Origin of the sequence: Microcystis protocystis FBCC-A270 (genome assembly GCF_050500235.1) — a bacterium.
In the GTDB taxonomy this organism is placed as follows: domain Bacteria; phylum Cyanobacteriota; class Cyanobacteriia; order Cyanobacteriales; family Microcystaceae; genus Microcystis; species Microcystis ichthyoblabe_A.
The window spans coordinates 3,930,298-3,952,963 of sequence record NZ_CP191407.1 but is presented as its reverse complement, the minus strand read 5'-3'; the positions used below and the strand labels follow the sequence as shown (position 1 = coordinate 3,952,963).

The window sequence follows — 22,666 nt, the reverse complement described above, 5'->3', positions numbered from 1 at the left end:
TGATATGATTAGTGCGATCGCTCTTATTTTTGTCTGGGGTTTCTCCAAACGCAATGTTTTAGATCTGGTACAAAAAGAAGATTAACACAAATTGTATAGTGCGATGCCGAAGGCACTGCGTAGCAGTACACCGATCTTGTCGGTTGGGTTGAGGCAACGAAACCCAACACTACCTTTTCCTATCTTTCACTTAATCGGACAACGCAAAGGCATCGGCATCGCCGCCGCCGAACCTCTCTATGTGGTAAAACTTGATCCCGTCATGAATCGGGTTATCGTCGGTAATCGCGAAAGTGCCGTTAGTGCCGCTTGTCTTGTCGGACGGATGAACTGGGTTTCTATTGCTGAACCTACCACCCCTATCCGCGCTCAAGTACAGGTACGTTATCGTTCTCCGGCCGTTCCCGTCAATGTTATCCCCCTAGAAAATGAGCAAGTGAAGCTGGTTTTCGATGAACCACAATTTAGTATCACCCCGGGCCAAGCAGCCGTGATTTATGAAGGGGAAATCGTCCTCGGTGGGGGGATTATCTCAGGAGCCACCCCATAGGGAGAGCCACCAATTCACAGAATAACCTGATTATGGTTCGCGGGTCATTCTGCCAATTAGGGACTCTCCCCGGCAAGTTGAGCTAAAAATTAACGACGGGGTACAGAAGCCTCGATGTTAATATTCATAGCGGAGACTCTTGGTACAGGATTGCCTTTGGCGCTACCGAGACCCCGGGCCATGGCCAAGAAGCTGGAAGGATCGCCAGCTTTGGGTTTTTGCTCTTGGGGAACATAGCGACGGACAGCATTCTGCCAAACGATTTGGGGGAAGCCCAAAATACCACGATAGTAGCCATCGTAGCGAGGCGAGGTAATGTTGAATGGACGTTCACCGATTTCGCGGCTGGCCAGGGTGCGACGACGTTGGTAGGGAACGGTATCATAACCAAAGCTTTGCAGATACTCGTCACTGTTGAGAAGTTGATCAACAAAACCTTGAATGCCTTTGGTGGCAACGACAATCGACCAAGCAATTTTTTCTCTTTCGCTATAGACATCGCGACCGAGAACTCTTTGTACTACCTGTTCGACAAAGCGATAGTTGCTGTTTTTCTCGTAGAAGCTGTTATAGAAGGTTTTCGATAACAGTAAACCACGAATGAAATCCCGCACCGATAATTGTCCATTGCGTAATTGGGATTCGAGGAAGGGTTCCCGATCCCATTTGAAGGCATGGAAGAAAATCTGACGGTAAGCGGCTTCGATTAAATCGTCCAGGTCGGTAGGGGAGAGGACATTTTCTGTCGTGTAAACTTTCGGTTTTTCGTCTCCACCGACATCATAACCAGCTACCCGCACGTTTTGGGACTTGGGGGCGTAATTTAAAAGAGGAATGGCCAAGGGTAAACCTCCGTATCCTTAGAAATGCTTAAAAAACTTTCCTCCTAATGATAAGGGAGTAGGTGCCAACTAGAAAAGAAATATTAAAAATTCTTACAATTGTTAAGAAAACTTGCTTACCATCCAGGGTGTTGGGGAGCGCCGGAGCAGGGAGAGGGGAGAAAAAAGCGTTCGACTGATAACTGATAACTGATAACTGATAACTGAATTTACCAGCCACTAATCGAATAGGATGATGGTTCGGGGGAATCACTAGAGACTGACTCCGATGACTGATTGCGGGATTCAGCACAAAAAGTGGCCGTATTAAAACCGCCAAAACGTTGAACTGTGCTAGTGCGGAGACGTAAATCGGCATCGGCAAACCAAAAACGCTCGATCGAGGTCATAGTTTCGTATTCTGTAATTAAGACTAAACCTTCCTGTTCATCAATGTGATAACGGCCCGCCACGGGAATGATTTCCGCATAACCTCGCTCCCGCAGGAGAACACCAGCTTGGGGATTATCTTCATCGGGAATTAGCGCAAAAACGGTGGTTCCTTGATGATTTTCGTCTTCTTTGTCCCACTGCATCGAACCATCCCAACTGACAAAGGCACCCCCCACAGTCTTAGCGGGATCGACTTCGTGCATTTCACAGATAGCGATAATTTTCGGGTTATCGGCGCTTAAAGCTTCCACATAAATCTCGGAATCGCCGGTTTCTGCGCGTCGAAAGGGTAAATGATGGGTGGTGCGCTGAGATTTCCACTGTCCCGCACTTTTCTGAAAAAAGGTCATACCGTCCATAGTTTTTATCCTCTGTTTTTTCCATCTATTTTAACGCCATGGCCGTTTTCTGTAACCCTTGTCCCTCTCTCTCTCTCATTCATCCCCAAAATAATCATGATCAATTCTCTTGATTTCATAGATTTCTTTTGTCGATACACCTAAATTATAATCAATCATGAATTGACCTAATTCTTCCCCATCAATCAGCACTATTTTTATCTCATTTCTGGGGGCATATTCTAAAGCCTCTTGGGTAAAATAGGAAGTGGTGATAAAAATACCTTTTTTGGCTCCTTGTCCCGCTAATGCCCCGACAAATTTCTGGATTTCTGGACGACCAACGGCATTATTATCAGCCTATCTTTTGGCTTGAATATAGATTATATCTAAACCGAGTCTATCTTCTTTTATTATCCCATCAATCCCTTGATCCCCGCTCTTACCCACTGCTTTACCTGCATCTCTAATCGAGCCACCATAACCCATTTTTACCAGTAATTCTACTACTAATTTTTCAAACGCATCTGGGGATAATTTTCTCAAAATAGAAAGTAAGTCTGTTGCTAATGCTTGACGAATTTCTTGATAGGAGTTTTCTAGTAATTCCTCTGGGTTTTGTTCTTGATCAGAAGTTGATAAATTGCTTTCAAGAGTAATAGTTTCATTTTGCTTATTGACTCGATTGAATTCTTGAAATTCAGGAAACTGTCTGAGAAATTTGGCATCAATTCGAGCAGGATTTTGAGATAAGATTTCTTTTCCTTTCTCGGAAATTACAAAAGTTGCCCTTTTGGGTGAGTCAATTAATCCCGCTTTCTTTAAATAGGTTTTTGCCCAACCGACTCGATTAGAAAAAATTTCTTGTTGTCCACTGGGAAGCATTTCTTTTCTTTCCGCTTCTGTGACTTGAAACTCTCTGACCAAGGCTTCAATAATTTCTCGATATTTATACACTTTGCCATCTGCAAGTATTTTTAATAGAGGCAACATAATCGATTGAAAATCGGGAATAGGCATAGTTCAGATGAAAAGCGGGGGCAGTCATCACAATTATACAGCAACAAGCTCCAAGAATTTAGATAGATAATAATACACCTGAAATTATTAAGAATGTCGAGAGGCATTCCTCAAGAATCTGAGAGAGAATCAATATTATGGGCATCTAATACTAAATCTTGTTTAAAAGGTATAGGAGATCGGGAAGTAGTGGAGCCTTTTTAGTAAACAGTAAACAGTGAACTAAAAACTCACATCTGATAACTGATAACTGATAACTGATTCAAAACTGACGGCTTTAAATATAACTTAACTCAGTAAAAAAGACCTATTCGGATGGACAAGAAAGCCTTTTTTTAGGGCCTCTCGTCCTAATAACATCCGAAACCCCATGACATCGCGATTAGTCAAGGTTAATTCGATCGGCCATTGACGACCGCCAAGCAATACACTTGTTCTGATAACGGGACGTAGTTGACTTTGACCACCGGAATTTTTTACCTGTCGCCATTCGAGGATTTCTGCGGTGGTGGTGACAGTGTGGTGACTATCTTTTTGGTAGGGATGAACTTGAAAGCGCAGCCAATTGCGATCGCCATCTCGAAAAGGATGCAGATGAAAAGCGTGTAGGGCCGAGGAGCGAGCGCCTGTATCAATCTTGGCCTTAATTTTGGTAATGCCTAAATCGGGTAAATCGAGCCATTCTCGCCAACCGACGATCACTCGATCGAGGGTCATTTTTTTGTCTCTCGTCTAGAATATTCATTAATGTAGCAGAATTCTTAATTTCCTCCCTCTAAAAGTTTACAGATTGAATTTGAGCGACTACAATTAGACCATTCAAACTCCTGGGTGTGGTATGAATTTAAAACATCTGCTTCTTCGTTACTTGGTATGGTTCGATAGGGGGGCATAAATCGACTAAATCCTTATCTGGCAAGAGACTTAATTGATTAGTTCGCTCCAGATCGCAAACAATTGACAAAAATTGCGGTAATCTCTGTTTCTATAAGGGTTTCATCTCTTATAACCCCCGTCCATTGCATAACACAAACCGAAGAACCACAAATGTTTGAGTAAAATCGGAGTAAAGTCTTTAGGTTTAGGCGATTGATGCCGGATAGGGTTAGAGTAATCAGGGAGAAACTGATTTATCGAGAGGCTATATTATCCTATGCTAGAACTCTACCAATTTGAATTATCTGCCTATTGTGAGAAAGTCCGTCTCATCCTCGACTATAAAGGTCTTGCCTATAAAAAAAGGGACGTGGTGCCAGGGGTGGGACAATTGGAATTATTCCGTCTTTCCGGACAGCGCCAGGTCCCGGTCCTCAAGGATGGTGACACTTATATCGCTGACTCGACGGAGATTGCTTTTTATCTCGATCGCAAGTATCCTGAAAAACCAATTATCCCTACGGATCCCCTCCAACGGGGTCAATGTTTATTAATCGAAGAATGGGCCGATGAATCCCTGGGATTAAAAGGAAGAACCGCTTTTCTCGGCGCTTTTGCCCAAAATCAAAACTTTCGTACCGCCTTTTTACCCCGGGAAACTCCCGATTTTATGCGCTTGTTGCTGGGTTCCTTGCCGGGGGAATTAATTGATATTTTTGGGACGGGTGTAGGTCTGGGAAAAGATGCTATCAATACGGCTAAAAAAGGGCTACAACAGGACTTAGAGGCTTTAAACCTCATTTTAGCCAATCGTCCCTATTTAGTCGGGGATCAGCCCACTTTAGCCGATTTAGCTGTGGCGGGATTAAGTGTACTGCTTAAGTTTCCCCAGGGTTCCTATCTCAACTTACCCCCGGAATTGCAAGGCAAGGGGATTCCGGGGTTAGCTGATAATAGCGCCTACGAGGGCTTTTTTGTCTGGCGTGATCGTCTTTATAGTCAATACCGTCAAACTATTACCCCGGGGAGTTCCACCCCTCCCATCGATTCCCCCACCTCTATCCAGATCGAATAGCAGAGCTTGACTAGGGTGGTGGGGTGTGGGGTGTGGGGTGTGGGGTGTAGGGTGTAGGGAAAATAAATAAAAATAATCTCCTGACGACCGACGACCGGCTCCTATCTCCTGTTAAGATTCGCGTAAAACGTAGCCGACACCGCGCACGGTATGAATGAGGCGTTTTTGACCACCAGCTTCCATTTTCAGGCGCAAATAGCGAATATATACCTCAATAACGTTTGATTCTCCTTGAAATTCATCTCCCCAGACATTTTCGAGAATTTGATCCCTTGATAATACTGCTTTCGGGTGAATCATCAGGTAGCGGAGCAGTTCAAATTCCTTCATCGTCAACTCAATATTTTTGTTCTTATAGGAGAGACGACGAGTGGCTAAATCCAATACTAAGTCACCGAAGCGCAATTGTTCGGGGATAGTTTCCATCGGTTGCAGGTAAAAACGGATTAATTTGAGGAAAGATTGCGAATTATAGGGTTTGAGAAAATAATCGTCGGCTCCCGCTTCCAAACAGGCGAGACGTTCTTCTAGAGTTTCTTGAGATACTAATAAAATAATATAAACGCGACTTCCCTGGGAACGTAAACGACGACAAAACTTTACACCGGCCTCCGCCGCGAGGAGGCGATCGAGTATAATCATCGCTGGCTGCCAACTTTCCACTTCTGGGAAAGCGCTATCAATGCTAGGCACAATCAGGGGACGATAACCTGCTTCTTGCAAGTTCGCACTAGCTAGTTTAGCGATATTCTCCTCAATTCCCACCAAGAGAATCGAAGAACTCAGAACTGGTGTACTCATTAGTCGGCAGCGGTAAAGAAATAGGAAAGATAGGGAGGCGACTGGCCAATTATACTTAATTCATTCTTGCCTAACCGATTTTAGATAAAAAAGTTAACGCTGTGGTGCGTTGGACAAAATTACCATTGACAGACCAACCGGTCACTCGATCGGGGGACGACCAGAGGCTAAGATGATCTACAGGGGGATCCGCATAAAAATTTTCTCCACCGCTACCCAATAAACAGGAACTCCAATGGGTAAAATAATCATGACTAAGGCGATAAATGGGAAAATTACCGATTAATGGCACTCCCCACCCGTCCAGAGCCATTAAAGCTCGAATTTTCACCCCTTGAGCTTGCCAATAATAGGCTAAAGCGATCGCATTTACCACCCCCGCACTAAACCCAATCAAGGTTAGGTCTTCTCCGGGTAAAAAAGCTTCATTTAAGCAAGAAAAAGGAGAAATAATAATATAGGAGCGTAATTTGACCGATTTGCTCCCCAGATGTCCTAAAAAATCCTCCGTCAATCTAGAATCATGAAAACCAGTACAAATCACTAAGGTGTTGACACTCCCGTCCTTAAAAGCGAGGGATTCTTGGTTCATAGAGTTTCCTTAATTAGTAGTTTAAATGAGCCTAAACCCTTAAATAGCCTGGAATCCAACAAAGCAAAAAGCTTTTTTTATTAAAATTGCTTTTTTGAATTCTGGTGAGCCTTACTTGGCAAGGCTTGCGTCGATTATTTTCTGCTAACATATCATAACTACTCTAGAAGAGCCATAATTGTTAAGAAAATGACGCGAATTACCGTTATTGGTGCAGGGATTGGCGGACTAACGGCGGCGGCATTATTGGCGCGTCGAGGTTATCAAGTCACAGTATATGATCAGGCGCTTGTCCCCGGGGGTTGTGCCTCGACTTTTTCCCGTCGGGGTTTTACTTTTGACGTGGGGGCAACTCAAGTGGCAGGATTAGAAGTAGGGGGCATTCATCAGCGCATTTTTGCCGAATTAGGGATAGATTTACCCGATTCTGTCCCCTGCGATCCCGCCTGTGCCGTTTTTCTGCCGGGGGAAACCAATCCGATTAATGTCTGGCGCGATCGGCAAAAGTGGCAAGAGGAAAGACAAAAACAATTTCCGGGCAGCGAACCTTTTTGGCAATTATTACAAAAACTCTTTCAAGCAAGTTGGCGTTTTCAAAGTCGCGATCCAGTTTTACCCCCGCGCAACTGGTGGGATTTAGGGCAATTAATCGCCGCTTTGCGTGTAGATACTGCCATTACCTTCCCCTTTACTTTGATGACTGTGGGGGATGCTCTGCGATTATACGGCTTAGAGAGGGATAAACGCCTAAAAACCTTCCTTGATCTCCAGTTAAAGCTTTATTCCCAAGTTACTGCCGATGAAACCGCTTTACTTTATGCCGCCACCGCTTTAGCAGTTTCTCAGTCTCCCCAAGGTTTATCCCACCTTCAGGGTAGTATGCAGGTATTAAGCGATCGCCTAGTAACAGCTTTGGAAAAATACGGCGGTAAATTGCAAATGCGCCACACAGTGAAAAAAATACTGACAGAAAAGGGAAAAGCCACTGGAATTATCGTCAGAAATCAAAAAAATGGTCAAATACATCCAGAAATGGCCGATGAGATTGTCGCTAATATCCCGATCCAAAATTTACCACAATTAATCGATCGCGAAGCCATTCCCAGTCTTTATCACCGGAGAATTGAAAAACTTCCCCCCGCATCCGCTGCTTTTGTGGTTTACTTAGGAGTCGATCGCGCTGCTATTCCCCCCGATTGTCCCCCCCATTTGCAATTCCTCTACGATTACGATGGCATAATCGGCGAAAATAACTCTTTGTTTGTTTCCGTGAGTAAAGAAGGGGATGGTCGCGCTCCAGTGGGAAAAGCGACGATTATTGCTTCTTCCTTCACCGATACCAGTCTTTGGTGGCGAAAAGGAGAAGATAATTATCAGCAATTAAAAGCAGCATACACCCAAGAGGCGATCGAGCGTCTCGGTAATTATTTCCATCTTAGTCCTGATCACATCGTTCATATCGAATCAGCTACACCTCGCACTTTTGAACGGTTTACGGGGCGAAATCAGGGCATTGTCGGCGGTATTGGTCAAAGACTGTCCACTTTTGGCCCTTTTGGCGTAGCGACGCGCACTCCGATCCCCCATCTTTGGTTAGTAGGAGATTCCACCCATCCGGGAGAAGGCACTGCCGGAGTCAGCTATTCGGCACTCACGGTAGTTAGACAGATTGAGAATCAATTATTAGCTTCTAGTTAAGTGGGTGGGTGGAATTGGAATTAAATCCGACATTCCGCACATCTTCATATACCTTTATATATTTTTACATTCCCCAAGATGTTTTGACGAAAAAGCTTCATTGTAGAAACTACTATTGAGAACATTTTCAATAATTGATTTTTTCTGAGAAAACAAATTACAATTCTTCACCTTGATGAAAATCGATCCTTGTAGCTACAATCTTTACTGGCAAAGGGTTGTAAGCAATGTATTAGTAAAAATTATCAATTGAATGTTAAGAAGTGCGGAAGGTGGGTTGTAATTATTCCTTACAAAGATGAGAGGATTTTTCGTACCTGCTCTGATACTCTGGTTTTTATTCACCTTTAATGAGAGGAAATAACCTAGTGAAGCTCAATACCCTTAATTCTTTAGCTTTCGCCACAGGGACAGTAACTCTACTGTTAAGTAGCGTGTCTTCTGTTAGTGCTTATACCATTTATACAAATCGGACTGCCTGGGAAGCGGCACTCGCCACTAACCCCTCGTACAAGATTACCACCGATACCTTTAGCAATACTATTTCTTCGGCACAGTCAATTACCCTAGATTCAGGGATTGTTTCCACTAATTCCGCTCCTCCCACACTGCCTAATCCTCCGTTTAATAACAACAGTGTTAACGTCGTCACTTCTGGTGCTTACGATAATGCTACCCAAGCGGGTACAGTTAATAGTGCTTCTAATACGATAACCTGGCAGTTTCCTGCTCCCGTGTGGGCATTCGGTGCTGATTTTTTCAGTACTAATACAGACAGGTTAACCTTGATAGGGAATTTCGATGGCACAGGGAACCAAACCATTCTCGTCAATAATACAATTGGTGGACGTGATGGCTTTCTTGGTATTGTCGGGACGGCAGAATTTAGTTCTGTTGTCTTTAGCAATAATACGACAACTGTCGATGGTTTTGAAATTGACAATGCTTCTTTTGCTACCAAAGTTCCTGAACCCAATGCGGTTGTTGCTTTCGCCATACTTGGGGGTAGTCTGTTCTTAATTAAGAAAGCCAAGGGCAGCTGACTGGCTGATAATCAGTAATCAGTGAAAAGATGGCAAGAAACTGCTATTTAATACTGCACACTTACCACATACTGCTCACTTAAAATTCAAATCTGTTAACTGTTAACTTACCCACTGATAACTGATAACTGATAACTGATAACTGTTATAAAGCGCCGGCTGCCGTGCGATCGAGTATTCCCGCTCCTAGATGAGAGGTAATATTAATTGCTTGTAGGACCGGTTGAGAGTCAACCCCTTTGGGATAATCGATAACACTAACCGCACCATTTCCCTGTTTAATATTCCAGAAATTGGCGGGTTTTAAACCCAATAAATAACAAAGAATCACCTTATTAATGGCATCGTGGGCCACTACCATAATTGTTTTGGGTTGATCGCTATTACTATAGGTTTTAACGATTTGCCGCCAACAAGCGATCGCTCGATCCCAAACTTCCTGTAAATTCTCCCCTTCCGGCATTTGTACGGTTTCCGGGGCATTTTTCCAGTCTTCTAACATACCGGGGAAACTTGCTTCAATTTCCTCCTCTAATTTGCCTTCCCAAAGTCCGTGACAGATTTCTGTCAGATCCCCTTGGGTGTCTAAGGTGACATTGGGGTGATATTGCAGGATAATTTGGGCAGTTTCCTTGGGACGGGATAAAGGACTGGTGACAGCGTGATTTATCGCCGTTTCTCGCAGAAATTCGGCGGCTTTCTCAGCTTGAGCTTTGCCATTATCATTGAGAGGAATATCGCGCACCCCTTGAAAACGTTTATCCCGATTCCATTGGGTTTCTCCGTGACGCACAAGCAGCAGCCTCGATCCTTGGAAAGGAGGACGCGGTGGGGGTAAAGCTATCCCTAGGTGTGCCGTTTGATTGAGGGATTCCACCTGGACAGGATCACCAAAATTACCCGTAAAATTGAGAACATTAACGCAACAGTTAGATTGTTGCAGGGAATGGTATAAGGAAACCGGAATACCGATGGCACTGAGGATTAAACAGCGATTAATGCCGTTATGGGCAACAATGAGGATAGTTTGGCCCTGGTGTTGGGGAATAATTTCTCGCCAAAAATCTTGGGCCTGTTGATAGAGGGAGAGAACGGGATAATGTTCTTGACCATTGGGCAGTATCATCTTAAATTCGTGAGGTTTTTGGTGCCAATCCCGATATTCTTGGGGGTATTGAGCTTTTACCTCCTCTTTGACCATATTTTCCCAGATAGGCAGATCGATTTCTAGTAACTGCGAAGTGGGTTGAATGACGGGAGAGTGATTTAAACGAGACTGAATCACCTCAGCAGTAGATTTGGCTCTTTGGAGAGGACTACAGTAAAAAGCGGCGATATCGATTTGACTGAGGGCATTTCCTACTTTTTCCGCGTCCAGATGCCCTTTTTCCGTCAAAACCGAGCCATCACTGCGACCTTGTATTTTCTGCTCTGCGTTATAACTGCTTTGTCCATGACGAACAATAATCACACGAGTAGCCAAGCGGTTCAGTCTCCTTAACTAAAAGTCTCAATATCAGATTACAGGCGATCGGGATCGGAGTACAAATCAGTGATCAGTAATCAGTAATTAGCATAGCACACTTGTACTAAAATATCGCCTACAGTTTCAAGGCAGCACAGCATATCAAAACTTTCTGATATAACAATCTCTTTGGGATCAAGGGTTTGGCGGTTTTATCAAGAAACCATGACAATGTACTTGGTCAAAATCGGAATCTTGCTGTTTAATAGGTATTTATAACAAGCGATTCCCTTGATCCCCATCGAGTGGATCTCTTGTTCACAAAGCAATCGATGAGTAGTTGAAGGATTACCCAGATCACTGCTTTTGCAAATGCCCAAAAACATTTGCCGTCGTAACTAATCGGAGAGCGTCAACTCATGGTTCCAGAATACCCCCCCTTAGATGAGATGACCTTGCGGCAACTACGACGAGTTGCCAGTCAATACAGCATCTCTCGTTACAGTCGGATGCGGAAAACGCAATTAATCGAGGCAATTACCCAAGCTATGGGAGTAAGCGGCAATTTTAAATCTATTATTAAAGAGGAAAAACCAGTGGAAGCAGCAAAATTTGAATTAGGTCAAGCTAACCCGATCGAAGATATTCTAGGTTCAGTGGATGATGGTTTAGGAGATCTGCCCGGTGGCTACGGTGAAAATCGCATTACCCTCCTACCTCGCGATCCTCAGTGGGCCTATGCTTACTGGGATATCCCCAACGAATCAAAAGAAGATCTCCGTCGTCAAGGAGGACAACAGTTAGCCCTGCGTCTTTATGATGTCACCGATATCGATATCAATAGCCAAGGCGCGCATAGCGTCCAAGAATATCTCTGTGATGAATTAGCCCGGGAATGGTATTTACCGATTCCGGTCAGCGATCGAGATTATGTTATCGATATCGGTTATCGTTGTGCTGATGGTCGTTGGTTAGTTTTGGCCCGTTCTCCTTTAGTCCGCATTCCTCCCGTCTATCCTTCCGACTGGATTGAAGATATTTTTGTCACCGTTAACTGGGAAGAAGAACTGGTGGGTAAAACTGTTTACGAACTCGTTCCCCCCAGCAAACGCTACGACAGCAGCACCGGAACCACCGGAAGCCCTATCTACGACCAAATTTTCGAGAGTGTCGGCGATATGGAGGCCCTACGGGTGGCCGGTTCCTTGTTTGGTTCCATGCAGCACGTCGCTGGTTCCGTACCGATGTCGGAAGTGATCAGTTCTTATGTATTCCCCTCCGGGGTTGGTATGTGGGCAGTTCCCACGGTATCGGGACTAACCGCTTCCGGTATCGGGATGACTGCTTCTGGTATCGGTATGGGTGCTTCGGAAACCCTACAACGTCCGCGCAAATTCTGGTTAGTTGCCGATGCAGAATTAATCGTCTATGGTGCCACCGAACCCGATGCCACCGTAACTATCGGTGGTCGTCCGATTAAACTCAATCCCGATGGCACTTTCCGCTATCAGATGTCCTTCCAAGATGGTTTAATCGATTATCCGATTATGGCCGTGGCCGCCGATGGTGAACAAAATCGTTCTATCCACATGAAATTTACCCGGGAAACCCCCTCTCGCAATACCAACACTAAAGATGAGGCGGTTCTAGAATGGTTATTCTAGATCGGGTTTTCTAACGTTACCAAAGCCAACCTAATTACTTCCCCCTAACTGAGATTCAGTTAGGGGATTTTTTTCGAGAAGTTAACGGCAAGCTACCGAGGGGGTTGCTTGCCGCTATCAACTTCTATTCCCAAATCTGACAGCTTAAATCGCCCGATTTTTGGGAAAGACGCAGATTTTCACCGTAATCGACGGGAACATCGATCACCGTAGGCACCTCTTGCCGGAAAGCCTCCTCTAGTGTCGGGATCAAATCCTGAGTAGATTCCACCCGATAGCCTTTTAATCCCATACTTTCGGCAAATTTAACAAAATCGGGATTACCAAACTTAATAAAAGAAGATGTCCCAAAATAGTTTAACTGCTTCCATTCGATTAAACCGTAACCGCCATCATTAAAGATGAGAGTGACGAAGGGAGTTCCCACCCGCAAAGCTGTCTCCAATTCCTGACAATTCATCATAAAACCGCCGTCTCCCGTCACCGCCACAATGCGCTTATCGGGATGAACTAACTTAGCGGCGATCGCACCAGGGATAGCAATACCCATAGCGGCGAAACCGTTAGAAATAATGCAAGTATTAGGACAATCGGAGTGATAATGGCGGGCCATCCACATTTTATGAGCGCCCACGTCACAAATAGCGATATCTTCTGGTCCCATAACCTGACGCAGATCGTAGATCAATTTTTGTGGCTTGATCGGAAAACCCGTATCATTGGCATAGGTTTCGTAATCGGCCCGAATTTCCGTCTTTAATCCCGCAGTGACAGGAGTTGGTTTATTCTGGCGATCGGCCCGTTTGAGGATATCGATGAGAGAATCGGTGATATCACCCACCACTTCCACCACCGGAGCATAACTGCTGTCAATTTCCGCTGGAGTCATGCCGATGTGAATAATCGGTAATTTCCCGTCTGGATTCCATTTTTTCGGGGAATACTCGATTAAATCGTAACCAACAGCGATAATTAAATCACTGCGATCGAAGGCACAACTAATCAAATCCCGTTGCTGTAATCCTACCGCCCAAAGAGCCAGAGGATGGGTATAGGGAATCACCCCCTTACCCATAAAAGTGTTAGCCACAGGGATATTCAAGGCCGTGGCGAATTCCGTTAAAGCCTCACTAGCATTAGCGCGAATTGCCCCATTTCCCGCCAAAATCAAGGGATTTTTGGCTTTAGAAATCACTGCCGCCGCCATATTCAAAGTCCGATAGGAAGCGTAAACTTTTTCCTGACTGTCGAGGGGCAAAGGACTACCATCGGCAGGCATAGCGGCGATATTTTCAGGAAGATCGATATGAACTGCCCCCGGTTTCTCACTTTGGGCGGTTTTAAAGGCTCTCCGTACCACTTCTGGGGTTATACCCGGCCGGACGATCTGTTTATTCCATTTCGTCACTGGGGCGAACATGGCCACCAGATCCAGGTATTGATGGGATTCAATGTGCATCCGATCGGTTCCCACCTGGCCGGTGATGGCCACCAAGGGTGCCCCATCCAGGTTAGCATCGGCTACCCCTGTCATCAGGTTAGTCGCCCCCGGTCCTAAGGTGGAGAGACAAACCCCCGCTTTTCCCGTCAAGCGTCCATAGACATCGGCCATAAAAGCCGCGCCCTGTTCGTGACGGGTGGTGATAAATTTGATCGAGGAGTTTTTTAGGGCTTCCAAAACATCGAGGTTTTCTTCCCCGGGTAGCCCAAAAATATACTCGACCCCTTCATTCTCTAGACATTTAACTAGAAGTTCGGCTGTGTTTAATTCCCCCATAATTCCCTCCTGTAGAGCTTACTTCATCAGTAAAGTCTCTAGAGATAGTTCATCCCGGCGGATTGAGGTTGTTGCGCTCAACTCGTCGGGATGATATCAGTAGACTATATGTACCAATGTAGCTGACTAAAATTTTGTTTAAGTCTATCCATATACTATTGTGACTTAGATCTTGACCCTTGGCAGATTATTTATTAGCACAATGGAGGGGAATTTTTTTTTAGGCCGTTAATTCTTCGGCAGCGTGGGCTAGTTGGGCGGCGACTTTGGCTAAATAGGGACGACTTAACCACCAGATAAACGGGGACAGCCAACCGCGCAGGGTGACAGAATAGGAAATATAAGTACCACAGAGGGTTGATTCCACTTGGTAGGTCATTTTCTGTTCCATGCCGGGGATAGCGAGAACTCTGAGGCTGAGGAGTTCCCCGGGGCGGACATTTTCCACGAAAACCCGGATAGGAATGGGAGTCAGACGGGTGACAGCTTGATAGATTAACCCCGGTTTAGCGATTAAACCCAAGGGAACATCGGCCTTGGCAATCAAAGGATGCCAAGAGACATCGGCCACATTGATTAATTTTTGCCAGAGGACATCGACGGGGGCGCTACTGACCACCCGATAGGTTTTGTAGAGTGAAAACTTACAGAATAGTCTGCCTTTGGCCGCTACAATCCTTAGGGAAAAATTGAGAATCACCGATCGCCCCCCCGCAAAAATAATCCAGGTAATCTTCCATTGTAAAAAATAAATGGCTTTCTGGGAGTGTGGGCTTTTTATAATTTTAACTTAGCGTCAGCAGAAGTCCCGCGCTTGAGTGCGATCGAATGAATGCTCTATTTAATTTGCTGTCATAACGTATCAAGTCGGAGCGATCGCTAGACTAAAGAGATAACCAAATAGCCTCCGATGGGTAATGATTTGGTAGTAGTGGCGTAGCCCTCTTGCTTACCTGGTATGAATTGTGTAAAATATTTATTAATAAAAATAATTGGAACCCGATCAGTCTTTAAACCTCTAGCTTGATCATGACTTTTCTGATAAATATCTTTTTCTGGCTCCTGTCTGGCTTCCTGAAATATCAGTCTAGCACCGAACAAAGTACCCCCCCTAGTTCACCTCCGTTCTGGCCAATCTCTCAAAATTACCCGATGATATTATCGACAATCTGAAACTGGCTCTTAAAGGCGCAACACTGTCCATGACTGAAGGCATTCCCAATCATTTTGAAGTGATTAGAAGTCTTCCTCATGGTCATGTAATGGCTATTTTAGAGACGATTAAAAAATTAGGTTTAGATAAAATAATCAGTGAAAAATCCTCACGAATCAGAAACTTAGTGGTGGCGATGATTGTGGCAAGAATCATCAATCCTAAATCGAAACTAGCCACAGCGAGAGGGTTTAATAGCGAGACTTGTAGTCAGAGTTTAGGACAATTGTTAGACTTAGAGAAAGCCGATGAAGACGAATTATATAACGCCTTAGATTGGTTATTAGAAAAACAAGAGAAAATTGAGAAGCACCTAGCAATTAAACACTTAGAATCAGGAACATTAGTCTTGTATGATGTCACTTCTACCTACCTAGAAGGAAATGGTTGTGAACTGGGAAAATATGGTTATAACCGAGATAAAAAGAAAGGGAAAACTCAGATAGTTTTTGGTCTGCTCTGTTCAGCTAAGGGTTGTCCGATAGCGGTAGAAGTATTTGCAGGAAACACTTCAGACGGTGCTACTTTAAGCGGACAAATTGAGAAAGTCAGAAAGGGTTGGGGGATTGAGAATGTTGTCTGGGTAAGCGATAGAGGAATTTTAACCAACTCGAAAATCAACGAATTAGTAAAACCCATAGAAGGATTAGACTATATTACTGGTTTAACTAAGCCTCAAATTCGGAAACTGGCTGAGGTAGAAGTGATTCAATTAGGATTATTTGATCAGGTAAACTTGGTGGAATTTGAGAGTGAAGATTATCCCGATGAAAGATTAATTGCTTGTCGGAATCCCTTAATCGCCCAGAAAAATCAACTACAAAGAGAGGCATTATTAGAAGCGGTAGAGAAGGAACTAGATTTGATTGTTCAGGCGACTTAAAGGGAGAAAAGAGCTTTAAAGGGTCAAGATAAGATAGCTTTGAGAGTGGGCAAGGTTCTTAATCAGTTTAAGGTCAATAAATACTATAACTTAGAGATAACAGAGGAAGGCTTTTCTTATCAGCGTCAGCGGGAATTAATCGCTCAAGAAACGGCTTTGGATGGTGTGTATGTGTTAAGAACTTCTCTGGAGTCAACCTTGATGGATGCAGCGACGACGGTTAAAGCTTATAAAAGTTTGTCTCAAGTGGAGGAGGCATTTCGCTGTTATAAGTCAATTGATTTAAAGGTACGTCCTATATATCATTATAAGGGTGATAGAGTCAAAGCTCATATCTTTTTATGTATGTTGGCTTATTATGTGGAATGGCATTTAAAACAGTGCTTGGCTCCTTTGTTATTTGAGGATGAAGAAATTGATGATGGTTCTCTGAATGTGATTAAAGCGAGTCGCAGTGAATCCGCTCAGTCTAAAGAGAGAAAAAAACGGAATCAAGAGAACCTCCCTGTGCATAGCTTTCGGACTTTGTTGGAAGACCTGGGGACAATTTGCTTGAATACAGTGGAATGTACGATTAGGGAGGGAAGTTATCGTTTTTCTAAGATAACTCGACCGACCCAACTGCAACAAAAAGCGTTAGATTTATTGGGAGTTTCCCTGATTTGTACCCAGTAACGGGGCGGCGGAAATTCTCTTAATCCCTCCTACAGCATAGGTTATGGCCTTTTGTCAACGGGGAAGTCCAGTAATAATAAACTGAAGGTGATTAAAAGGAGAGGCTATGGATTTAGAAACTTTAAAAACTTTAGTCTTAGATGTTTATTAAATTGGCATTTTGCTAGTTGATTTTACATGGTAAGTTCGGAAGAACCGTTAACTTTTCGGTTATGAGTTCCTCGGATTAATAAATGAGAGTTAGGACTTCTTGATTGGGCAAATAAATCAAATATGTCTGCCTCACAATCTCCGATTGTTACTACTTGAATATCTTCGGGTATTTGTTGTTGTGTTTCTGATAAAGAATCTAACCATCTTTGACTCTCTTTTTCTTCGGTTTCTCTTTTTTTTCTTTGCTTGGCAATCCCTAAATTCTTTTCTTCTCTTGCCCAGACATATTGATTAATCAGTCCTAAAGGTATTCCTTGCACTGACACTCCTAATGTGGTATGAACTTTGAGACCAAAGGATTTTTTACAATCTAGATAACCCATTCCTTTTTTGGCTTTTTGGGTCGTAAAGTCTAAACTTGTTGTGTCTTGCACTGCCAAAACTATTGGATGTTCTTTGATTCTTTCTACTGTACTTTTGGCTTGGGCGGCAATTATATCTGAGGGGTGAAAATAGGGGGAATTCCAAAAGTCGTAGGTGGCACTCGCTGCGGCTAGATTTCCCGAAGCTTGTGGTACACTTGTGCTAGGTTGGCTGGCCAAGTTTTCTACGATACTGATTAACCTTTTCTTTCTTCTGGTGTCCCCCAGGTCTGCATACTGTAATTCTTGGGCTGCCCATTTGGCTCTTCTGGTTTATGTGTGGAAACGAAGCCTATACTGATAGTTTCTTCGGCAAAATAGTCGTAAAAGTCCTTCTCAGTCAACATTTCACGATTCCATAAGCAAAAATTATCACACAAAGTCGAGAAGAGCCCCCATTTCTCCATTTTTTTGCTTACCTCCACCTTAATTCCTTCTTTCAAAACTATACCTATCAATCGTTTCCCCTTTTTTTAAGTTTCTTCTCTTTTTGTTAAGAAAGATCTGACTAATGGATAGGACTAGAGGGGAGAGTCCTTAGGAGCCGACGAAAATGGTAAAAAGACAGGGGAGAGTCAAAAAACGCGGCTCTCCTGGTTTTCGTGTGTTAATTTTTGTTATAAATTAAAGCAAGCAAACAGCTTAAGTCGAAGATGTTCAAAATTGGTAAATCCATAACTCATTCTTTTAATAAGCTTGATTTTGGTATTCATTCCCTCAATTAATCCGTTGGTTGTATGATTTTCAAAGTAATTACAAATACCAGGCAAATGCTTCTGGATCATGCTGGCACTACTTTGATATAATATCCCGCCTATTCTTATCCATTTTTCCAATTTTCTCTCAGCACCTCTGAACGTTCTACTACTTTGATAAATTTGTCTAATTTCTTCTTTCATTTCCCAGGCTATTCCCAAGCAGGGATGTTCTTTCAGGATAACTTCTAGTTGTTGTTTTTGCTCGTCCTTTAAGTCCTCTTTATTCTTCCATAATAAATGAGGTAATCCTTTTTCATGCACCCCCATTAACTTTCTCAATTTATTAAGCTCGTCATTAATGATATCCATTACATGAAAACGGTCATAGATGATTTTAGCATTGGGAAATAATTCCTTGCTCACTGCTGTAAATCCTGACCACATATCGACGCTCACTTCTTTCACCTTCTCCCGAACTGCGTCTGGCTGTGCCTTTAAGGCTTCCATTAATTCTTCTTGCTTATGTCCTTTAATCACATCTAGTAAAATTTTTTTGTCCATATTTACGACCGTTGTTATGAAATCTTTATGTCCTTTTAAGTTACTAAATTCATCCAAGCTTATTCGTTCTGGTGCTTCCCACTCTTCCTTTTCTAGTTCTTTAGCACAGTGATTAAATATTAACTCAACTTCTGACCATCCTAACCCTTCTTCTCGACTTATTTCTTCGATGCTACAATTTTTTACTCTCTCATAAATCATCGATTCATAGCGAATTGTCTGAGGCTGTCTTAATCTCATAAAACTCAGTCTTTCGCTGATATACTTTTGGCACTTTTGACAATGAAACTGGCGGCGTGGTACTTCTAAATATACCGGATTGCCTAATATTGACAAATCTCTGACTAGATTATACTCTGTCTGATTGATTCTGTCCAAGGTTTGATGGCAATTCGGACATTCAATTGTTTCATTTAAAAGAGCGAGCTTTAGGAAAATTGTCTGAGCAATTTTTTGATAATTGACCACTGTTACATTTGGTAAATCGAGGAGTTGATCAAAATTTATCCACATAACCCACCTCCTGTTCTGTGTTACTATTATACCATGCTCACACAGAACCTAGAATAGCCAAAACGCCAGTCAGGGACAGAAGAGAACCAAGACAAGTTACAGGACTTGAACCGACTGATACCGTGGCAAAGAGGGATTTAGTATTAGTTATTTAAAATGGCCAATTCAAGTCTGAATTGCATCACTGTCTGATCTACCTTTATAGAATACCTCATTCGGGGTACGATAGTCAAGACATTTTCGAGGACGATTGTTAATCAAGTTTACGGCTCTTTCCACCTCCTCTGGCTTAACGATTTTAAAATTCGTTCCCTTAGGGAAAAATTGTCTTAACAGTCCATTGGTATGCTCGTTTAATCCCCTCTCCCACGAATGATAAGGAGTAGCAAAATAAAAATCTGCTCCTAGTTTCTGACTCAACTCTTGATGTCCACAAAATTCTTTAACCTTGTCACAAGTAAAGGTTTTTCTTTTGTCAGGGTGAATCTCTTGAAAAAGTTTTTCTGTGACTCTATTGATTTCCGATGCGGTTTTGTTTTTGGCTAATCCTGCTACTAAAAATTTCGAGGCTTTATCTACATGAGTAACGAGAACTCCTAGATGATTGCCTCCAATCATTGTGTCACTTTCCCAATGACCGATTTCAGTTTTCTGGTCAGCAATTACTGGTCGCTCGCTGATATCTACACGCCCTGGAATCCCTCCACGCTTACTTTTTGCTCCGCCTCGACTCTTTCTTTGACAAAGCCCCCGGCGTAAATATTTCTGGTACTCTCCACATCCGTGATAGTTCTGATAGATCATTTGATAGATGGTTTCGTGACTGAGAGATTCTTGACTGGCTCTTTTCAGACGACCTGCTATTTGTTCGGGACTATGATAATCTTTCAATCCTTCTTTGACCAACTCTAAGGCTGACTCGCTGACATTTTTAAAGGGTTGTTTGGCATTTTTTCGCCTTGTCTCGCTTTCAGCTTGTGCTGTGTCAGGTAGATAGCAGCCAAGAGAACTTTGATTCCTTTTTAATTCCCGTGATATTGTGCTTTGATGACATCCGAGCCAGACGGCCATTTGCCGTTGAGATAAATTTCCCTCCTGACTAAGTTGGTAGAGCAAGTTTCTGGCTATTCTAGGTTCTGTGTGAGCATGGTATAATAGTAACACAGAACAGGAGGTGGGTTATGTGGATAAATTTTGATCAACTCCTCGATTTACCAAATGTAACAGTGGTCAATTATCAAAAAATTGCTCAGACAATTTTCCTAAAGCTCGCTCTTTTAAATGAAACAATTGAATGTCCGAATTGCCATCAAACCTTGGACAGAATCAATCAGACAGAGTATAATCTAGTCAGAGATTTGTCAATATTAGGCAATCCGGTATATTTAGAAGTACCACGCCGCCAGTTTCATTGTCAAAAGTGCCAAAAGTATATCAGCGAAAGACTGAGTTTTATGAGATTAAGACAGCCTCAGACAATTCGCTATGAATCGATGATTTATGAGAGAGTAAAAAATTGTAGCATCGAAGAAATAAGTCGAGAAGAAGGGTTAGGATGGTCAGAAGTTGAGTTAATATTTAATCACTGTGCTAAAGAACTAGAAAAGGAAGAGTGGGAAGCACCAGAACGAATAAGCTTGGATGAATTTAGTAACTTAAAAGGACATAAAGATTTCATAACAACGGTCGTAGATCTGGACAAAAAAATTTTACTAGATGTGATTAAAGGACATAAGCAAGAAGAATTAATGGAAGCCTTAAAGGCACAGCCAGACGCAGTTCGGGAGAAGGTGAAAGAAGTGAGCGTCGATATGTGGTCAGGATTTACAGCAGTGAGCAAGGAATTATTTCCCAATGCTAAAATCATCTATGACCGTTTTCATGTAATGGATATCATTAATGACGAGCTTAATAAATTGAGAAAGTTAATGGGGGTGCATGAAAAAGGATTACCTCATTTATTATGGAAGAATAAAGAGGACTTAAAGGACGAGCAAAAACAACAACTAGAAGTTATCCTGAAAGAACATCCCTGCTTGGGAATAGCCTGGGAAATGAAAGAAGAAATTAGACAAATTTATCAAAGTAGTAGAACGTTCAGAGGTGCTGAGAGAAAATTGGAAAAATGGATAAGAATAGGCGGGATATTATATCAAAGTAGTGCCAGCATGATCCAGAAGCATTTGCCTGGTATTTGTAATTACTTTGAAAATCATACAACCAACGGATTAATTGAGGGAATGAATACCAAAATCAAGCTTATTAAAAGAATGAGTTATGGATTTACCAATTTTGAACATCTTCGACTTAAGCTGTTTGCTTGCTTTAATTTATAACAAAAATTAACACACGAAAACCAGGAGAGCCAGTTTCTTTGTTCTATGTTAAGATGTTGGTGGCTCATTTTGGGTCTGATTTGTTTTTGTTAATGATCAGACAGTACCTGATGAGCCTTTCTTTGTCAACTCTTGAGGTTGATGCGTTTCATTTTTGAATTGGCGAATTATTCCCTCTTCACCACTGTATATAAAGGAGATTTCCCCGACCAACACTTTCTTAACAAAATCTTTTATTCGAGGTGTCCCAAATATAGTGGTAATTTAGAGAATTACCGAGAAACAAAAGGTAAAAAGGATGATTGTAGCGGCGAATTGCCTTCGCCCTCTTTTAATAACTTCTGCTTATCACTATAAGTGGGAGAGAGTCACAAATATTGAGATGCACCCAAAAGATGAGTCTAAAACTTTACTTTTTGCGTCATGGCGAAACCACAGCCAGTCAAACGGGTAGTTTTTGCGGTCGATTAGACTTGGAACTAACCCCAGCAGGCTATGAAATGGCCAAGGATTTCGCCCTTGCCTATCGAGATGTGCCTTGGACAGGGATCTATTCCAGTCCCCTCAAACGTACCATGGCCACGGCCAACCCTTTAAGCGAACTCTTGGGTATTCCCATCCACAAACGGGAAGGATTAAAAGAGATTGCCTACGGCCAATGGGAGGGAAAAACCGCAGCCGAGGTTAATCAGGAGTTTCATGATGATTATGTGCGCTGGTTAGCAGATCCGGGCTGGAATTCTCCCACAGGAGGCGAAAAAGGCATCGATATCGCTCGCCGTAGTTCGGAAGTATTAGAGGAAATCGACCATCATCACGATGATGGCCATATTTTGATCGTTTCCCATAAAGCAACGATCCGAATCGTGTTATGTTCTCTTTTAGGCATTGATATCGGCCGTTATCGCGATCGAATTGCCATGCCCGTGGCCTCGGTGACGATCGTCGAATTAGCCGAACATGGTCCCCTCTTTCAAGTCATGGGCGATCGCTCTCACCTCCGCAATGACCTGCGCTCGCGAGCGGGAACCTAACCAGT

Annotated in this window: 17 protein-coding genes and 6 pseudogenes; 9 read left to right on the top strand and 14 right to left on the bottom strand. The window is 43.0% G+C overall.

Features of this window, described 5'->3' with window-relative positions:
• Positions 1-187 precede the first annotated feature (187 nt).
• A pseudogene (locus tag ACQY1X_RS19215) lies at positions 188-550 on the top strand (aminomethyltransferase beta-barrel domain-containing protein); the annotation flags it as partial.
• Between the two features lie 89 nt (positions 551-639).
• On the opposite strand, the gene ACQY1X_RS19210 reads toward ACQY1X_RS19215, so the two are convergent.
• The 5 genes and pseudogenes from ACQY1X_RS19210 to ACQY1X_RS19190 all read right to left on the bottom strand — a co-directional run bounded on the left by ACQY1X_RS19210 (position 640) and on the right by ACQY1X_RS19190 (position 4,207).
• Positions 640-1,392: a phycobilisome rod-core linker polypeptide gene (locus ACQY1X_RS19210; protein ID WP_002744197.1), complete on the bottom strand. Its 753-nt coding sequence runs from the start codon at positions 1,390-1,392 to the stop codon at positions 640-642.
• A 209-nt stretch (positions 1,393-1,601) separates the two neighbouring features.
• Complete coding sequence (locus ACQY1X_RS19205) at positions 1,602-2,183, bottom strand: phycobiliprotein lyase (protein ID WP_024969812.1); 582 nt, start codon at positions 2,181-2,183, stop codon at positions 1,602-1,604.
• 75 nt (positions 2,184-2,258) lie between these two features.
• A pseudogene (locus ACQY1X_RS19200) lies at positions 2,259-3,182 on the bottom strand (restriction endonuclease).
• 288 nt (positions 3,183-3,470) lie between these two features.
• Entirely contained in the window at positions 3,471-3,899 is a 429-nt protein-coding gene (locus ACQY1X_RS19195; protein ID WP_002737273.1) for an ATP-dependent zinc protease family protein, read from the bottom strand.
• A 127-nt stretch (positions 3,900-4,026) separates the two neighbouring features.
• Positions 4,027-4,207 (bottom strand): annotated as a pseudogene (locus tag ACQY1X_RS19190) (hypothetical protein).
• A 128-nt stretch (positions 4,208-4,335) separates the two neighbouring features.
• On the opposite strand from ACQY1X_RS19190, the gene ACQY1X_RS19185 reads away from it, so the two are divergent.
• Complete coding sequence (locus tag ACQY1X_RS19185) at positions 4,336-5,133, top strand: glutathione S-transferase family protein (RefSeq protein ID WP_069473748.1); 798 nt, start codon at positions 4,336-4,338, stop codon at positions 5,131-5,133.
• Between the two features lie 111 nt (positions 5,134-5,244).
• On the opposite strand, the gene nblR is transcribed toward ACQY1X_RS19185, so the two are convergent.
• Positions 5,245-5,934, bottom strand: a complete 690-nt coding sequence (nblR, locus tag ACQY1X_RS19180) for a response regulator transcription factor NblR (protein WP_430015019.1) — start codon at positions 5,932-5,934, stop codon at positions 5,245-5,247.
• Positions 5,935-6,004: 70 nt separating this feature from the next.
• Entirely contained in the window at positions 6,005-6,526 is a 522-nt protein-coding gene (locus ACQY1X_RS19175; RefSeq protein ID WP_002736927.1) for a hypothetical protein, read from the bottom strand.
• Positions 6,527-6,715: 189 nt separating this feature from the next.
• Here ACQY1X_RS19175 and crtD point away from each other — a divergent pair, with 189 nt between their 5' ends.
• Positions 6,716-8,224: a C-3',4' desaturase CrtD gene (gene crtD, locus ACQY1X_RS19170; RefSeq protein ID WP_430015018.1), complete on the top strand. Its 1,509-nt coding sequence runs from the start codon at positions 6,716-6,718 to the stop codon at positions 8,222-8,224.
• A 350-nt stretch (positions 8,225-8,574) separates the two neighbouring features.
• The gene (locus ACQY1X_RS19165; RefSeq protein WP_430015017.1) at positions 8,575-9,267 is read left to right on the top strand and encodes a PEP-CTERM sorting domain-containing protein; all 693 of its coding nucleotides are present in this window, start codon (positions 8,575-8,577) and stop codon (positions 9,265-9,267) included.
• 145 nt (positions 9,268-9,412) lie between these two features.
• On the opposite strand, the gene ACQY1X_RS19160 is transcribed toward ACQY1X_RS19165, so the two are convergent.
• The gene (locus ACQY1X_RS19160; RefSeq protein WP_430015016.1) at positions 9,413-10,750 is read right to left on the bottom strand and encodes a histidine phosphatase family protein; all 1,338 of its coding nucleotides are present in this window, start codon (positions 10,748-10,750) and stop codon (positions 9,413-9,415) included.
• Positions 10,751-11,151: 401 nt separating this feature from the next.
• Here ACQY1X_RS19160 and ACQY1X_RS19155 point away from each other — a divergent pair, with 401 nt between their 5' ends.
• On the top strand, positions 11,152-12,396 hold the full coding sequence (locus ACQY1X_RS19155) for a DUF4912 domain-containing protein (RefSeq protein ID WP_002737786.1): 1,245 nt from the start codon (positions 11,152-11,154) through the stop codon (positions 12,394-12,396).
• Between the two features lie 124 nt (positions 12,397-12,520).
• On the opposite strand, the gene ACQY1X_RS19150 is transcribed toward ACQY1X_RS19155, so the two are convergent.
• Positions 12,521-14,173, bottom strand: coding sequence for an acetolactate synthase large subunit (locus ACQY1X_RS19150; RefSeq protein ID WP_002737584.1), 1,653 nt, complete (start codon positions 14,171-14,173; stop codon positions 12,521-12,523).
• Between the two features lie 220 nt (positions 14,174-14,393).
• Positions 14,394-14,873: a hypothetical protein gene (locus ACQY1X_RS19145; RefSeq protein WP_002735718.1), complete on the bottom strand. Its 480-nt coding sequence runs from the start codon at positions 14,871-14,873 to the stop codon at positions 14,394-14,396.
• A 427-nt stretch (positions 14,874-15,300) separates the two neighbouring features.
• Here ACQY1X_RS19145 and ACQY1X_RS19140 point away from each other — a divergent pair.
• Together ACQY1X_RS19140 and ACQY1X_RS19135 are read left to right on the top strand one after the other, a co-directional pair.
• Positions 15,301-16,944, top strand: a pseudogene (locus ACQY1X_RS19140) (IS1634 family transposase); the annotation flags it as partial.
• Between the two features lie 72 nt (positions 16,945-17,016).
• Positions 17,017-17,115, top strand: a pseudogene (locus ACQY1X_RS19135) (transposase); the annotation flags it as partial.
• Positions 17,116-17,141: 26 nt separating this feature from the next.
• Here ACQY1X_RS19135 and ACQY1X_RS19130 read toward each other — a convergent pair.
• From ACQY1X_RS19130 to ACQY1X_RS19115, 4 genes and pseudogenes are all read right to left on the bottom strand, one after another.
• Positions 17,142-17,747: pseudogene (locus ACQY1X_RS19130) on the bottom strand (IS4-like element ISMae7 family transposase); the annotation flags it as partial.
• Positions 17,717-17,926, bottom strand: coding sequence for a hypothetical protein (locus tag ACQY1X_RS19125; RefSeq protein WP_430014695.1), 210 nt, complete (start codon positions 17,924-17,926; stop codon positions 17,717-17,719). The pseudogene ACQY1X_RS19130 and the gene ACQY1X_RS19125, both read right to left, overlap by 31 nt.
• Before the next feature lie 210 nt (positions 17,927-18,136).
• On the bottom strand, positions 18,137-19,291 hold the full coding sequence (locus ACQY1X_RS19120; protein ID WP_430015015.1) for an ISL3 family transposase: 1,155 nt from the start codon (positions 19,289-19,291) through the stop codon (positions 18,137-18,139).
• A 165-nt stretch (positions 19,292-19,456) separates the two neighbouring features.
• On the bottom strand, positions 19,457-20,419 hold the full coding sequence (locus ACQY1X_RS19115; protein WP_430014694.1) for an IS30-like element ISMae39 family transposase: 963 nt from the start codon (positions 20,417-20,419) through the stop codon (positions 19,457-19,459).
• Positions 20,420-20,472: 53 nt separating this feature from the next.
• Between ACQY1X_RS19115 and ACQY1X_RS19110 the strand changes: the two genes are divergently transcribed.
• Positions 20,473-21,627: an ISL3 family transposase gene (locus tag ACQY1X_RS19110; protein WP_430013357.1), complete on the top strand. Its 1,155-nt coding sequence runs from the start codon at positions 20,473-20,475 to the stop codon at positions 21,625-21,627.
• A 395-nt stretch (positions 21,628-22,022) separates the two neighbouring features.
• On the top strand, positions 22,023-22,661 hold the full coding sequence (locus ACQY1X_RS19105) for a histidine phosphatase family protein (RefSeq protein ID WP_430013356.1): 639 nt from the start codon (positions 22,023-22,025) through the stop codon (positions 22,659-22,661).
• The last annotated feature ends 5 nt before the right edge of the window (positions 22,662-22,666 follow it).

Excerpts from the sequence above, each read along its gene's own strand:
- ACQY1X_RS19205 (WP_024969812.1), bottom strand. The coding sequence starts at position 2,183 with ATGGACGGTATGACCTTTTTTCAGAAAAGTGCGGGACAGTGGAAATCT.
- ACQY1X_RS19195 (WP_002737273.1), bottom strand. The coding sequence starts at position 3,899 with ATGACCCTCGATCGAGTGATCGTCGGTTGGCGAGAATGGCTCGATTTA.
- ACQY1X_RS19185 (WP_069473748.1), top strand. The coding sequence starts at position 4,336 with ATGCTAGAACTCTACCAATTTGAATTATCTGCCTATTGTGAGAAAGTC.
- nblR (WP_430015019.1), bottom strand. The coding sequence starts at position 5,934 with ATGAGTACACCAGTTCTGAGTTCTTCGATTCTCTTGGTGGGAATTGAG.
- ACQY1X_RS19175 (WP_002736927.1), bottom strand. The coding sequence starts at position 6,526 with ATGAACCAAGAATCCCTCGCTTTTAAGGACGGGAGTGTCAACACCTTA.
- crtD (WP_430015018.1), top strand. The coding sequence starts at position 6,716 with ATGACGCGAATTACCGTTATTGGTGCAGGGATTGGCGGACTAACGGCG.
- ACQY1X_RS19165 (WP_430015017.1), top strand. The coding sequence starts at position 8,575 with ATGAGAGGAAATAACCTAGTGAAGCTCAATACCCTTAATTCTTTAGCT.
- ACQY1X_RS19155 (WP_002737786.1), top strand. The coding sequence starts at position 11,152 with ATGGTTCCAGAATACCCCCCCTTAGATGAGATGACCTTGCGGCAACTA.
- ACQY1X_RS19150 (WP_002737584.1), bottom strand. The coding sequence starts at position 14,173 with ATGGGGGAATTAAACACAGCCGAACTTCTAGTTAAATGTCTAGAGAAT.
- ACQY1X_RS19125 (WP_430014695.1), bottom strand. The coding sequence starts at position 17,926 with ATGGAGAAATGGGGGCTCTTCTCGACTTTGTGTGATAATTTTTGCTTA.
- ACQY1X_RS19120 (WP_430015015.1), bottom strand. The coding sequence starts at position 19,291 with ATGTGGATAAATTTTGATCAACTCCTCGATTTACCAAATGTAACAGTG.
- ACQY1X_RS19110 (WP_430013357.1), top strand. The coding sequence starts at position 20,473 with ATGTGGATAAATTTTGATCAACTCCTCGATTTACCAAATGTAACAGTG.
- ACQY1X_RS19105 (WP_430013356.1), top strand. The coding sequence starts at position 22,023 with ATGAGTCTAAAACTTTACTTTTTGCGTCATGGCGAAACCACAGCCAGT.